This window comes from Glycomyces sp. NPDC049804, from assembly GCF_040674615.1.
Classification (GTDB): domain Bacteria; phylum Actinomycetota; class Actinomycetes; order Mycobacteriales; family Micromonosporaceae; genus Glycomyces; species Glycomyces niveus.
Genome location: NZ_JBFAMQ010000009.1, coordinates 62,666 through 76,410, shown reverse-complemented (window position 1 = coordinate 76,410; position 13,745 = coordinate 62,666). Strand labels below are relative to the sequence as shown.

Below are 13,745 nucleotides of genomic sequence, written 5' to 3'. Positions count from 1 at the left end.
CGACGTATCCCTCGCCGACTCCCACCACGACAACGACGTTCTGGAGCGAACCATGACCGACACGCACACCGGCCCGTTCATCGCGGCCATCGACCAGGGCACCACCTCCTCGCGGTGCATCATCTTCGACCGCGACGGCCGCATCGTCGCCGTCGACCAGAAGGAGCACGAGCAGATCTTCCCCAAGCCCGGCTGGGTCGAGCACGACGCCGCCGAGATCTGGAAGAACGTGCAGGACGTCGTCGCCGGGGCCATGGTCAAGGCGGGCGCCTCCCGCGAGGACATCCTCTCCATCGGCATCACCAACCAGCGCGAGACCACCATGCTGTGGGACAAGCGCACCGGCAAGCCCGTCCACAACGCCATCGTCTGGCAGGACACCCGCACCGACGTGCTCTGCAAGAAGCTCGGCGGGGACGTCGGCCAGGACCGCTGGCGCCAGGAGACGGGCCTGCCGCTCGCCGCCTACTTCGCCGGCCCCAAGATCGCCTGGCTCCTCGACAACGTCTCCGGGCTCCGCGAGCGCGCCGAGGCCGGCGAACTCCTGTTCGGCACCATGGACTCCTGGGTCATCTGGAACCTCACCGGCGGCGTCAACGGCGGCGTGCACGTCACCGACGTCACCAACGCCTCCCGCACCCTCCTGATGAACCTCGAGGACCTGAGCTGGAACGAGGCGATCGCCGCCGAGATGGGCGTGCCCATGCAGGTGCTCCCCGAGATCCGCTCCTCCTCCGAGGTCTACGGCACCGTCACCGGCGGCCCCCTCGGCGGGCTCCTGGCGGGCGTGCCCGTCGCCTCCGCCCTCGGCGACCAGCAGGCCGCCCTGTTCGGACAGACCTGCTTCGCCACCGGCGAGGCCAAGTCCACCTACGGCACCGGCACGTTCATGCTCATGAACACCGGCGAGAAGCTCATCCACTCCGAGTCCGGGCTCCTCACCACCGTCGGCTACCGCATCGGCGACCAGGACCCCGTCTACGCCCTCGAAGGCTCGATCGCCGTCACCGGCTCGCTCGTCCAGTGGATGCGCGACCAGATGGGGCTCATCAAGACCGCCGCTGAGATCGAGACCCTGGCGATGTCCGTGGAGGACAACGGCGGCGCGTACTTCGTGCCGGCCTTCTCCGGGCTCTTCGCCCCCTACTGGCGCTCCGACGCGCGCGGCGTCATCGCCGGCCTCACCCGGTACGTCACCAAGGCGCACATCGCGCGCGCCGTCCTGGAGGCCACCGCCTGGCAGACCCGCGAGATCACCGACGCCATGACCAAGGACTCCGGCGTCGAGCTCTCCGCGCTCAAGGTCGACGGCGGCATGACCTCCAACAACCTCCTCATGCAGTTCCTCGCGGACGTCCTCGACGCCCCCGTGGTGCGCCCGATGGTCGCCGAGACCACCTGCCTCGGCGCCGCCTACGCGGCGGGCCTCGCGGTCGGCTTCTGGGAGAACGTCGAAGACCTGCGCGCGAACTGGCGCCGCGCCGCCGAATGGACCCCCGACATGGACCCCGAGGTCCGCGACCGGGAATACAAGAACTGGCTCAAGGCCGTCGAGCGGACCATGGGCTGGCAGGACGAGTAGAGGGAGCATCGCGATGACCACCTTGCAGCACGTCTCCGGCCCGGAGGCGAACCCGACCGGCCCGATCCGCTTCACCGAGCGGGTGGGCCGAGCCGAAACGCGCGAGCAGCTGGGGAACGCCACGTTCGACCTGCTCGTCATCGGCGGCGGCATCCTGGGCATCTCCACGGCCTGGCACGCCGCCCAGTCGGGGCTGCGGGTGGCCCTCGTGGACGCCGGCGACTTCGCCGGCGCCACCTCCTCCGCCTCCTCCAAGCTCCTCCACGGCGGTCTGCGCTACCTGCAGACCGGCGCGGTGAAGCTGGTGGCGGAGAACCACTTCGAGCGCCGCGCCGTCACCCGCCAGGTGGCGCCGCACCTCTCCCGCCCGCTCAAGTTCTACCTGCCCGTCTACAAGGGAGGCCCGCACGGGGCCGCGAAGCTCGGCGCGGGCGTCTTCGCCTACTCCGCGCTCTCCGGCTTCGGCGACGGCGTCGGCCACCTGCTCAGTCCCGCCAAGGCCCGCGCGGCCGTGCCGGAGCTGCGCGTCAAGGACCTCAAGGCCGTCGCCGTCTACGGCGACAGCCAGATGAACGACGCGCGCATGGCCCTCATGACCACCCGCGCGGCGGTCGAGGCCGGCGCGTCCGTCCTCAACTACGCCGAGGTCACCGGCCTGCGCTTCACCGGCGGCCGCGTCACCGGCGCCGATCTGCGCGACAAGGTCGACGGCACCGAGTTCGGCGTGAACGCCCACGTCGTCCTCAACGCCACCGGCCCGTGGGTCGACCACCTGCGCCGCATGGAGGACCGCGGGGCCGACCCGTCCATCCGGCTCTCCAAGGGCGCGCACCTGGTGCTCAAGCGCACCAGCGACTGGGGCGCGGCGCTGGCGACGCCGGTCGACAAGTACCGCATCACGTTCGCGCTGCCGTGGGAGGACATGCTCCTGCTCGGCACCACGGACGAGGTCTACGAAGGCGACCCGGGCCAGGTCTCGCCCACCAAGGCCGACTTCAAGCAGATCCTCGACGAGGCGAGCCTCTCGGTGCGATCGCAGCAGCTCGATCCCGGGCTCATCACGTACGCGTTCGCGGGCCTGCGGGTCCTCCCGGGCGGCCCCGGGGCGACCTCGAAGGCCAAGCGGGAGACCGTGGTGACCGAGGGCCGCGGCGGGATGCTCTCCGTGGCGGGCGGCAAGTGGACCACGTTCCGCCACATCGGACGGACCGTGATGAGGAAGCTCGCGGCCCTGCCGGGCTACTCGCTCGGCCAGGAGATGGAGCCGATGGCGAACCTGCCGCACCGCCTGCCGCTGCCGGGCATCGCGAACCCGCACGCGGTCGCGCACCGGCTGCTCTCCGACGGCGGCGCGCCGCTGCCGAACCTCGGCGAGGACACTGCGAAGCACCTTGCGACGCACTACGGTTCGCTCGCCTTCGACATCACCCGCCTGGCGGGGGAGCACCCGGAGCTCGCCGAGCGCGTCCACCCGGACGCCCCGGAGATCATGGCCCAGGTCGTCTACGCCCGCGACGTCGAATGGGCCGAGACCGCCGACGACGTCTTGCGCCGCCGCACCACCCTCATGATCCGCGGCCTCGACACACCCGAGGTCCGCGCCAGAGTCCAGGCACTGCTCGACCGAAAGTAGAAGAGGGAGCGGCAAGGCCGCGACGCGAACCCCATTCGCGTCGCGGCCTTGCCATGTGCTGTCGCACCCCCGTGGCAGGGTTGTTGCCGGGGGGCCTGAGAATGCCCGTCTTGATGGCGAGAGCCCGAAAGGCAATGATTCACAAGGCCCGTGTCGCACCCCGATGCGACCATGGCGATCGGGGGCCCCGGGTGTCTGATTTGAAGGCTGGTGCCGGAAAGGCCCGTCAATCCCGGCTCGCGTCCGGATGGATCGCCGTGAACAGCGAGTACGGCTTCGCGTCGGGACCGGGCTGGATCGCCGCCAGCTCGTCGAAGAGCACCTTGAACTTGCGGGCGACCTCCTCGTACTGCTCCTCGTTGAGCCGCATGCCGAGCCGGCCGATGTTCACCTTCGACGGGTCGCCCAGCTGCGCGACCTCGGTGCGGAACGCGTCCATCATCGCCGTCGACAGGTCCGACCAGTGCTCCTCGCCCAGGCGCAGCGCCCACGACTTCCGCGTCGCCAGGTACGGGATCTCCCGCGACCCGCGCGCGCCGACCCGCTCCTCCTGCGGCGCGAGGAACCCGGTGTCGACCAGCTTGCGCACATGGTGCAGCACCGTCGCCGGGTTCGACTCGAGCCGCTGGGCGATCTCCTTGTTCGTCAGCGCCTGGTCGAGGCACAACCGCAGGATGCGCAGCCGCACGGCCGACGCCACCGCCTTGGCCTCCGCCTCGGAGGCCAGCGGCCGGTCGTCCTTGAACCTCTCGGTCTTGCGCTGCTCTGCCACGCCTTCATCCTAGCGGTCCGAGTGATTGACAGAACCCAATTGATTGGGAATACTCAATCACATGATCTCCCTCGGTGACGGCACCGCCGTGCCCCAGCGCCGCGACCGCCTCGGCCTCCTCCGCGAACGCGACTTCCGCGACCTCTTCCTCTCCACCTCGGTCGCCCAGTTCGGCTACCAGATCACCTCGCTCGCCCTGCCGCTCGCGGCGGTCCTCGCACTCGACGCCGGCGAGTTCGAAGTCGGCGTGCTCTCCTCGATGACCATGGTCGCGTTCGTCCTCATCGGACTCCCGGCCGGCGCCTGGGTCGACCGGATGCGCCGCCGCCGCGTGATGATCTGGAGCGACGTCGTCCGCGCCGCCGTCCTCCTCACCGTCCCGATCGCCTGGTGGACCGGCACGCTCACCATCTGGCAGCTCTACGCGGTGGCGCTCGTCATCGGCGCCTTCACCGTCTTCTTCGACGTCTCCTACCAGAGCTACCTGCCCCACCTCGTAGGCCGCGCGAACCTCGTCGAAGGCAACGCCAAGCTCGAGACCGTCCGCTCCACCGCCCAGCTCGGCGGCCCCGTCCTCGCCGGCCAGCTCATCGCCTGGCTCACCGCCCCCGTCGCGCTGGCCTTCGACGCCGTCGCGCTCGGCGCCTCCGCGCTCTTCCTCCTGCGCATCCGCCGCCGCGAAGCCAAACCCGAAGTGGCCCAGGGCTCCCGCATCGCCACGGAGGTCAAGGAAGGCCTCGCGTTCGTCTTCAAGAACCGCATCCTCGCCTCGATCATCGCCTGCACCGGCTCCTGGAACTTCTGGATGGGCGCGTTCATGGCCATGATCGTGGTCTTCCTGCCCCGGGACATGGGACTGACACCCGGCGAGATCGGCCTCTTCTTCGCGCTCTTCGGCATCGGCGGGGTGGCGGGCGTGTTCGTCGTCGGCCCGGCGACCCGCCGGCTCGGCCAGGGCCCGGTCGTGTGGATCTCGGTCGCCGCGACCTCGCCCTGGATCCTGCTCATCCCGCTGGCCGAACCCGGATGGCGCGTCTGGCTCGGCGCGGTCGCGATGACCTTCGTCGGCATCGGCGGCGTCGTCTACAACGTCACCCAGGTGAGCTTCCGCCAGCGCCTGACCCCCGACCGGATGCTCGGCCGGATGAACGCGACGGTCCGCTTCATCGTCTACGGCGCGTACGCGGTCGGGTCGCTCCTCGGCGGCGTCCTCGGCCAGGCCCTCGGCGCCCGCGCCACGCTCTGGATCGCGGCCGCCGGCATCTGCTCGGCGTTCCTGCCGGTGTTCTTCTCCCCGCTGCGGAACCTGCGCACCCTGCCCGAACCCGAACCCGAACCCGAGCCGGAACGCGAGCCGGTCGCGGCCTAAGGCGTCCTCGCGGGCAGTCCGTCGACGCCGCTGCCCGCGGGGAGGTCGCGCGTGCGCCCGACGTCGATGCTGGTGCGCACGAACGATCCGTCCACCGTGCCGCCGATGACGGCCGCGATGATGAGCAGCGGCAGGAGGACGGTGCGGATCACCATGGCCCACGGGCCTTTGGCGCCGATCCGCCCGCCGTCGCGCAGCCGAACCAGCCGCGTGCCGGTGCACAGCGCGCCGAGCGCGCGGCCGTCGGTGTAGCAGAGGCCGTAGAGGAGCGGCACGCCGAAGAGCAGCACCGCCATGCCGAGCACGAGCATGCCGCCGCCGAGGTGCAGCGCATCATCGAGCGCGGCCAGGGCCCCGACCCCCATGAGGAGTCCGAACAGGACCACGATCGCGTCGATCGACCACGCGAAGGTCCGCGCCCAGCCTCCGGCCTCGACGTACCGTGTCCCGTTGCCGAACGCCTTGACTCTGCTCGCTGCCATGCGTCCCAGGGTATCCGCGCGTGTCGAGCCGGCCGTCCCGCGAGTGGGCGGCTCAGTTCTTGGCGTCGAACCCGGGGGAGTAGGTGTAGGCGCCGCGCAGGTCGTCGCGCCAGTTCGCGAGCCTGCGGACCTGGAACGCGGGCTCCCACTCGGCTTCCTGCGGGGCGATGCCGTACCGGGAAGCGGGCTCGAACCCGAAGCGGCCGTAGTAGTCCGGGTTGCCGAGGAGGACGATCATGGGCTCGTCGCGGGCGTCGGCCGCCGCGATGGACGCGTGCATGAGGGCCGACCCGATCCCGTTGCCGTGCAGCGCCGGGTCGACGCCGATCGGGCCGAGGCCGAGGATGCGCTCGCCGGCGAGCCGCCCGTACGAGCACACGGCGTGGCCGACCGGTACGCCGTCGATCTCGGCCACGAGCGAGAGCTGCGGCACCCAGTCCTCGCTCTCGCGGAGGGCGTCGACGATCGCGGCCTCCGTCCCGGAGGCGTAGGCGACCGTGGCGAAGGCGGCGTCGTGGAGGGCGTGGACGAGGGGCGCGTCGCCCTCGATCTCGCGTCGGATGAGAGTCACGGGCCGAGTATCACAGCCTGCCCATACGCCCGCAATGGATTTGCGCGAGCCGCCTTCGCCGAGGCCTGGTCACGTTCGCGGTTCCCGGCGGGTCAGTACAGTGGGGCTCGAGTGGAGGATGAGATGGGTCAGAGCATCGCGGTGGAGGCGCGGCGGTTCGAGGAGCACCGCGAGCACCTGCGGGCCGTGGCGTTCCGGATGCTCGGCAGCGCCGCCGAGGCGGACGACGCGGTCCAAGAGGCGTGGCTGCGGTTCGCGCGCACCGACACCGCCGACGTGGCGAATCTGCGCGGCTGGCTCACGACCGTGGTCTCACGCGTCTGCCTGAACCTGCTCCGCTCGCGCCGCCACCGCCAGGAGGACGCGCTCGAGGCCGACCTGCCGCTGGCCGCGGGGCCGGGAGCGGGCGGCGACCCGGAATCGGACGCGGTCATGGCCGACGCGGTCGGCTCCGCGCTTCAGGTGGTCATCGATGCGCTCGGCCCGGCCGAACGCGTGGCGTTCGTGCTGCACGACCTGTTCGGCGTGCCCTTCGACCGCATTGCGCCGGTGCTCGACCGCACGCCCGAGGCCACCCGCCAGCTCGCCAGCCGCGCCCGCAGGCGGGTCCGCGCGGGCCGCGACCGCGTCGAGGCGGATCGCGATGCGCGGCAGCGCAGGTCGGTGGTCGAGGCCTTCCTGGCCGCCGCCCGTGAAGGACGTTTCGAGGACCTGCTCGCCGTGCTCGACCCCGATATCGTGGTCGTCGCCGACGAGGACGCGGTCGCGACCGGCTTCTCCGGCCGCGAGGTCATCGGCGCCTCCGCAGTGGCGGCGATCTTCAACGGTCAGGCCAGGGACGCGGTCACCGTGCTCGTCGACGGCCTCGCCGGCGCCATGTGGGCCCCAGGCGGCTCGCCCCGCTCGGTCCTGTCCTTCGCGGTGGTCGACGGCAAGGTGGCGAGCATCGAGATCATGAACGCCCCCAACACGATCGCCGCCCTCGACCTCGAACCGGCCGACGTCTCAAGGAACCGCTGAGGAAGCCTTGCGTGTCGCGCGGCGGGTCTCCTTTTCGGCCGCCGCCCGACGGCCGGCTCGACTTCGCGGCCGCTCTCGGCGCAGCCCTCTGCGCGGCGTTCCGGGCAGGGCTGACGCCAACGGCGCCCGGGAAGCAGTGCCCATGTTCAACGATCGCTCCGGGGTACGACATCTTCGGGGTCCGGAGCGCGGCAAGGGCCGGTGGTCTCGCTCACTGAGCGCCGACCACCGGCCCCTGCCAGCCTTGCGACGCCGCCCCGCGGCGGCGCCCGCCGCTACTGTTCGATGAGGACCTTCACGTCCCACGGGCCGAGGCGGAGGACCGCGCCCGCTTCGTGGTCGGTGTCGTCGATCGCGTCGGTCGCCGCCGCGGGCAGCGGGTAGCCGACCTCGTTCCAGGACCAGTTGTGGATGAACCGGACCGTGCGGCCGTCACCGGTGACGCCACTGGTGGTGGTCACGCCGGGATGCTCGGGCCGCCATGCGTTCTCCGGGGCGATCCATTCGAAGAGCGCTCGGCCGAAGGCCGAGTTGGGGATCGTGCCCACATACGTGACGCGGCCGCTGCCGTGCGCCTTCGTGGTCGCCGCCGCGAAGCGGCCGTAGTGCGGGTGGACGTACTCCGCGAGCGGTTCGGCGCCTTCGACATTGAGGCCGTCGGCCCACTTCACGGCCGCCGCGCCCTCGGGCAGTGCGAGCGGCGAGCCCTCCGGCGAACGCACGGTGAGCGCGTCCTTGAGGTTCGCGAACTCGTCGTACCAGACGCCGGCGGCCTCGGTGAGGCGCGCGGGTTTCACCTCGCGGCGCGCCCGCGCCTCCTCGTCGGCGTAGGCGGTGCGCGGTCCCACGACGAGGTGCCCGCCCGCCTCCGCGTAGGCGGTGAGCCAGTCGAGCAGGTCGTCGTCCTCGGCGTAGAGGCCCGCAGCCACGAGGACCGGGTACTCGGCGACCGCTTCCTCCGGCGAACCCAGCTGGCTGGTGTGGATGATGCGGGCCTGGAGGCCGGCGTCGAACGCGGAGCGGTAGAACGGCCCCTGGATCGCCTCGAACGAGCGGTGCTCGGGGCCGCCGTCGTCGTTCTGGATCTGCGGCTCGGCCGCGAGCGCCCATTCGCTGCGCTTGGAGTACAGGATCGCCACGTCAGCGCTCGGCACCATGCCCTGCAGGGCCTCGCCGGTCTTGCGCAGCTCCGCGCCGATCCGGGCGAGCTCGCGGTAGGTCCGCCCGGGCTGTCCGCTGTGGGGCAGCACGCCGCCCCAGTACGTCTCGGTGCCGAAGTGGAGGGTCTGCCACTGCCAGTACTCGATCATGGCCGCGCCGCGCGACACGAGCGCCCAGGCGGCCTGGCGCCACTGCCCGTCGAAGGCCGGCTCGTTCCACCACGGCATGCCGATGGCCTGCGCGTTGGTCTCGGTGACCAGGTACGGCGCCTGCTTCGAGGAGTACATGCGGTCGGCGGAGTGGTAGAGCGCCCACGCGCCCTTGGTGTTCCAGTCGATGGCGCTGCCGCCGTCGGCGGCGGGCATCGCGAGGCCGTCCTGCATCGCGTAGTACGGGTTCCCGGCGGTCACGTCGAGGTCGGCGGTGAGCGCGGGGTCGTCGATGCCGGGGCGCGAGTAGGAGATGCACGTGGTCACGAACTGGTCTTCGCGCGCGTACTCGCGGGCCAGGTCGGCCTGCCAGTGGATGAACTCGGTGGTCAGGTCCGCCTGGAACTGCCGCCACGCGAGCGTGTACTGCGGCTGCGCGTTCCCGTCGGGCCGCCACAGGTCGGCCCAGGCGGTGAGCCGGTGCGACCAGTAGACCAGGCCCCATTCGCGGTTGAGGGTCTCGACGTCGCCGTACTTCGCCCGCAGGCGGTCGACGAACTGCTGGAAGACGCCTTCGTTGTGGAAGATCTGGAGGCCGGGCTCGTTGTCGACCTGGAAGCCGATGACGGCCGGGTGGTCGGCGTACCGGGCCATGATCTTGCGGATGACGCGCTCGGCGTGGAACTTGAACGCGGCGTGCGTGTAGTCGACCTCCTGGCGTCCGCCCCACGGGATGCGCTCGCCGGTGCGGCGCTCGCCGGCGATCTCGGGGTAGAGGCGCACGAGCCAGGGCGGGACGGCGTACGTGGGGGTGCCGAGGATGACGGCGATGCCGCGCTCGTGCGCGCCGTCGAGGACCGGCTGCAGCCAGTCGAGGTCGAACCTGCCGTTCTCGGGCTCCCAGGTGCTCCAGACGGATTCGCCGACGCGGATGACCGAGAACCCGGCTTCGACCATGAGGTCGAGGTCGGTCTTGAGCCGCGCCCGGGCGGCCTCGGTGTCGAATCCGCCGACGGCGTCCGGCTGGTATTCGAAGTAGTACGCGGCCCCGAACAGGATCGGGTTCGGCCAGTGGGACATGCTGCGGCTCCTTCTGACTACGTAGTCAGCCCGTACCGTACGCAACCTCCGGAGCGTATGTCAACCCCTAACCCGCCGCCCCGTTTCCGCACCACAGCAGGCGAATGCGAAGGGCCACCCGCGGATGCGGGCGGCCCTCAGCGCCGTTCGACGAGCATTCGACTCGATCAGTATTCGACGCCCAGCGCCCGGCCCGACTCCTCGGCGTCGATCGGCGACTCGACCGGCTCCTCCTCGGCCAGCTCCGCCAGCCGGACCGGGGCCGCGATGGGCCGCTTCGCGAACCCCGTGGGGTCGACGCCCGCCAGCTCGGCCACGTTCCGGCCGCACACCCGGCCCTGGCACAGGCCCAGGCCGGCGCCGCTCACGAGCTTGAGCGAGCGAACCGCCTCCACGTCCCGCTCGTCCACGGCCCGGTAGAGCGCCGCCTTGGTCACCTCTTCGCACCGGCACACGATCGTGTCGTCGCGCAGCCAGCCCTGCCAGCCCGGCAGCACCGGGTACGCCGCGTCGAGCGCCGCCGCGAACCTCCGGCCGGACCGCACCCGCGCCATCGCCTTCAGCGGCGGTTCGACCGCCGCGCCGACGAACTTCGCCGCCGCCGCGCCCGCGACCTCGCCCTCGGACGCCGCCAGCGCCGCCCCGCCGATGCCCGTCAGCTCTCCGGCCGCGAACACGCCCGGGGCCGAAGTCCCTTGCGCCGCATCGACGACGACGAAGCCGTCCTCGACCCGGCACCGCGCCGCCAGCGCGAGCTCCAGCTGCGGCGTGAACCCGAACCCGACCGCCACGGCGTCGGCCTCGATGCGCCGCTCCGTGCCCGGCACGGGGTTCCACAGGCCGTCGAGCCGCGCCACGGTCACCGACTCGACGACGTCGATGCCGTGCGCCTCGACCACCGCCGTCCGCGACCGGTACGGCACCCGGTGCCGCGCCAGTGCCGCCGCGTACCGCACCAGCTCACCGGTCTTCGACCAGCCCGCCAGCGCCCCCGGCGGGTCGGAGAGCCACCCGGTGACCGCCGCGTTCGCCTCCGCGACCTCCACGACCCGCGCACCAGCGCCGATCAGCGAGGCCGCCACCGGCAGCAGGAACGGCCCGGTCCCGCCGACCACGACCCGGTCGCCGACCGCCACGCCCTGGCCTTTCGCGAGCGCCTGCGCCGCACCGGCGGTGAACACCCCCGGCAGGTCCCAGCCCGGGAACGGCAGCGCCCGGTCGTACGCGCCCGTGGCGAGCACGAGCGCCCGCGCCTCGACCGCCCGGCCGCGGCGTCGCGGGCCGTCGGCCGGGCCGACGCGCAGGTGCACGCGGTGCCCGCCGTCGACCGGCTCGATCGCCCACACGGCCGCGTCCGCGACGTGCTCGACGTTCCCCGGCAGTACCCATTGACGGCTCGCAGGCGTCGCCGAAGGGGCGAACGCGTCGCCGGGCGCGAGCGCGTCCTGCCGGTGGTACTGCCCGCCGAGCTTCGCGCCCGCGTCGATGAGGACCACGTCGACGCCGTGCCGCGCGGCCGCTGCGGCCGCCGCCATGCCGGCCGGACCCGCCCCGACGACCACGATGCGCCTCATGACGGCAGCTCCGCCCCGGTCTGGGTGCGGATGTCGTCGCCGTCGGCCACGACCCGCTGGCAGGCCCGCACATCGGGCACGCCGTTCACGTTCACCAGGCAGTCGAAGCACACGCCGATGCCGCAGAACAGGCCGCGCGGGCGGCCCGCCCCGCGCGTGGTCCGCCACGAGCGGACCCCTTTCGCGAGCAGGAGCCCCGCGACGGTCTGGCCCTCCTCGGCCTCGACCTCTACGCCGTCGAACCGCACTCTCACGTCCGCACCTCCGCGATCACCGCTGGCCTGTCCACTCTGAACCGGGTCGGGTCCACCACCGGCGCCCGCCCGTACATCAGGTCCGCCAGCAGGCGTCCCGTCGCCGGCGCCAGCCCGATCCCAGCCCCCTCGTGGCCGGAAGCGTGCCACAGCCCCCGGAAGCGCGGGTCCTCGCCGATCACCGGCAGGTGGTCGGGCGTGTACGGCCGGAACCCGCCGTACGCGCGCATCACCGGCACGCCCGCCAGCACCGGGAAGAGCTTCAGGGCACTGCGCGCGAGCCGCCGCAGCACCTCGACCTGCAGCGCCTCGTCGAAGCCGACGCGCTGGCGGCTCGAACCGATGAGGACCGTGCCCGTCGCGGTCGACTCCACGACCGCCGACACCTGCAGGTCGACGTCGGAGCTCGCCACGGCCGCAACGTAATCGGCGGCGTAGACCTTGCGGCTCACGACGCGGGGGAGCGGGGCGGTCACCAGGACCATGCCCCGGCGCGGCAGCACCTCGACGGGCGCGCCCGCGGCGGCGCCGAAATGCCCCGCCCACGGCCCGCAGGCGTTCACGACCGCGCCGCACGCGATCGTCCCCTCGCCCACGCGCACGCCCGCGACCTTGCCGTTCACGATGACCAGGCCGTGCGCCTCGGACCACCCGCGCACGTCGCCGCCGCGCGACCGCACGGCCGCGAGCATCGCGGTGGCGGCGAGCACGGGCTGCAGCTGCGCGTCCTGCGGATAGTGGACCGCGGCGGCGACGTGCTCGGTCAGGTGCGGTTCCATCTCGCGCGCCGTGGCGGCGTCGACGGCGGTCGCCTGGACGCCCGCCCGGCGCTGCGCCTCCGCGAGGATCGCGAGCGGGCCCCGGGCGTCGTCTTCGGTGGCGACCACCAGGCCGCCCTTGGGCTCCCATTCGACCCGCGCGATCTCGTCGCCGAGTTCGGCCCGCAGGGACTCGATCAGCTCGGGCCACAGCCGCCGCGACGCGACGGCCAGGTCCAGTTCAGGCCCGGGGGCCTTGTCCGACAGCAGCACATTGCCCTCGCCCCCGGCCGTGGTCCCTCCGGCGGGGGCGCCGCGATCGACCACGAGGACCCGCATCCCGGAGGCGCTGAGCGCCTCCGCGCACGCGGCACCGATGATCCCGGCCCCGATCACGACGACGTCAGCGGTCTCGATGCGACTCACCTGCCCCTCAACACACGCACGATCAGAGAGTATGCCCGCTCCCGGACCCGGTTACACGGTGGTCCGCGGACCGGGCCGCGCCTCCCGCATGGTGAAAACGGCGCGACCGCCCGCGCCCGCGGCCCCTACCCTTCCCGCAGCGACGACGACGGGCGATGCTTCGACACCGAACGCCCGGCAAGAGCCCGCATGGCCGCTTGCGAACCCTCTGGCGCCTCGATCGGGGAGAACTCGGCCGGCTGCCGACATATGCTGGACGAGTAGCCCCGCGAGGAGGCGATCCCGATGCCACCGCATTGCGATTCGATCGACGGCCCGGTCGCGACAGCCGCTCAGCGCGCCCTGGAAGCATCGAACGTCGACCTGGTCCTGCCGTTCGTTCCCGAGCCCGCCGAGCCTGAAGTACGGGCCGCCTTCCACAAGGCCCGGCTCGCTCGCAAGTCAGGGTCTGACGCCCGCGAGGTCGCCGATCGGTACTTCCTCGAGACGGTGGTGCGCCTCCACCGGGAAGGCGAGGGCGCGCCGTACACCGGCCTCAAGCCCGCAGGCTTGGACATCGGTCCCGCGATTCCGTTGGCGGAGAAGGCCGTCGAGTCCGAGTCGATCGCCGAGCTCTACTCGTTCCTTTCAGCGGAGTTGCGCACGCAGCTCGACGCTCGACTGGCCCTCGTACGGGAGCTGCGCGCCGAGGTGGCGGCCTCGGTCCCCGACGCGAGGGCATACGTCTCGGCGATGCTCGACTTCGAAGTGTTCGCGCATCGACTGCACAAGGCCATGCTGAGCACCCACCACTGAATGAGCGCCTCGACCGGCGCCGCGTCGATCGGGTCGAACCGAGCGAAGCGCTTCCCCCTCCGGTCGGTCCCACGCATGCGCCGTCCCGAACGGTCCGTCGCGGACCTTCCAGCGGTCTT

General features: G+C 72.1%; 12 protein-coding genes. 5 read left to right on the top strand and 7 right to left on the bottom strand.

All coding sequences use genetic code 11. The features are described from left to right. Positions 1 to 52 precede the first annotated feature (52 nt). A complete protein-coding gene (gene glpK / locus AB0K52_RS16180) occupies positions 53 to 1,582 on the top strand; it encodes a glycerol kinase GlpK (RefSeq protein ID WP_363532306.1) in 1,530 nt (509 codons plus the stop codon). 13 nt (positions 1,583 to 1,595) lie between these two features. After that, positions 1,596 to 3,215 (top strand): glycerol-3-phosphate dehydrogenase/oxidase, encoded by a 1,620-nt coding sequence (locus AB0K52_RS16175; protein WP_363532303.1) that lies wholly within the window; start codon positions 1,596 to 1,598, stop codon positions 3,213 to 3,215. A gap of 226 nt (positions 3,216 to 3,441) precedes the next feature. Here the strand turns inward: AB0K52_RS16175 and AB0K52_RS16170 are convergent, their stop codons facing one another. Next, positions 3,442 to 3,987, bottom strand: a complete 546-nt coding sequence (locus AB0K52_RS16170; protein ID WP_363532300.1) for a winged helix-turn-helix domain-containing protein — start codon at positions 3,985 to 3,987, stop codon at positions 3,442 to 3,444. 61 nt (positions 3,988 to 4,048) lie between these two features. On the opposite strand from AB0K52_RS16170, the gene AB0K52_RS16165 reads away from it, so the two are divergent. Next, the gene (locus tag AB0K52_RS16165) at positions 4,049 to 5,356 is read left to right on the top strand and encodes an MFS transporter (protein WP_363532297.1); all 1,308 of its coding nucleotides are present in this window, start codon (positions 4,049 to 4,051) and stop codon (positions 5,354 to 5,356) included. On the opposite strand, the gene AB0K52_RS16160 is transcribed toward AB0K52_RS16165, so the two are convergent. Continuing rightward, positions 5,353 to 5,838, bottom strand: a complete 486-nt coding sequence (locus AB0K52_RS16160) for an RDD family protein (protein ID WP_363532294.1) — start codon at positions 5,836 to 5,838, stop codon at positions 5,353 to 5,355. The genes AB0K52_RS16165 and AB0K52_RS16160 overlap by 4 nt on opposite strands. Before the next feature lie 52 nt (positions 5,839 to 5,890). Continuing rightward, entirely contained in the window at positions 5,891 to 6,409 is a 519-nt protein-coding gene (locus tag AB0K52_RS16155) for an N-acetyltransferase (protein ID WP_363532291.1), read from the bottom strand. A 123-nt stretch (positions 6,410 to 6,532) separates the two neighbouring features. Here AB0K52_RS16155 and AB0K52_RS16150 point away from each other — a divergent pair, with 123 nt between their 5' ends. Beyond that, positions 6,533 to 7,429 carry a sigma-70 family RNA polymerase sigma factor gene (locus tag AB0K52_RS16150; RefSeq protein WP_363532288.1) on the top strand — a complete coding sequence of 299 codons (897 nt, stop codon included), beginning with the start codon at positions 6,533 to 6,535 and terminating at the stop codon, positions 7,427 to 7,429. A gap of 275 nt (positions 7,430 to 7,704) precedes the next feature. Here the strand turns inward: AB0K52_RS16150 and AB0K52_RS16145 are convergent, their stop codons facing one another. The 4 genes from AB0K52_RS16145 to AB0K52_RS16130 form a co-directional block, all read right to left on the bottom strand. Continuing rightward, entirely contained in the window at positions 7,705 to 9,819 is a 2,115-nt protein-coding gene (locus tag AB0K52_RS16145; protein WP_363532285.1) for a beta-galactosidase, read from the bottom strand. A gap of 167 nt (positions 9,820 to 9,986) precedes the next feature. Continuing rightward, positions 9,987 to 11,393: an FAD/NAD(P)-binding oxidoreductase gene (locus AB0K52_RS16140; RefSeq protein ID WP_363532282.1), complete on the bottom strand. Its 1,407-nt coding sequence runs from the start codon at positions 11,391 to 11,393 to the stop codon at positions 9,987 to 9,989. Further along, entirely contained in the window at positions 11,390 to 11,647 is a 258-nt protein-coding gene (locus AB0K52_RS16135) for a (2Fe-2S)-binding protein (RefSeq protein ID WP_363532279.1), read from the bottom strand. The genes AB0K52_RS16140 and AB0K52_RS16135 overlap by 4 nt, the downstream gene beginning before the upstream one ends. Next, a complete protein-coding gene (locus AB0K52_RS16130; protein ID WP_363532582.1) occupies positions 11,644 to 12,822 on the bottom strand; it encodes an FAD-dependent oxidoreductase in 1,179 nt (392 codons plus the stop codon). Before AB0K52_RS16130 ends, AB0K52_RS16135 begins: the two co-directional genes overlap by 4 nt. A gap of 294 nt (positions 12,823 to 13,116) precedes the next feature. Here AB0K52_RS16130 and AB0K52_RS16125 point away from each other — a divergent pair, with 294 nt between their 5' ends. Continuing rightward, positions 13,117 to 13,626 (top strand): DUF6448 family protein, encoded by a 510-nt coding sequence (locus tag AB0K52_RS16125; RefSeq protein ID WP_363532276.1) that lies wholly within the window; start codon positions 13,117 to 13,119, stop codon positions 13,624 to 13,626. Positions 13,627 to 13,745 lie beyond the last annotated feature (119 nt).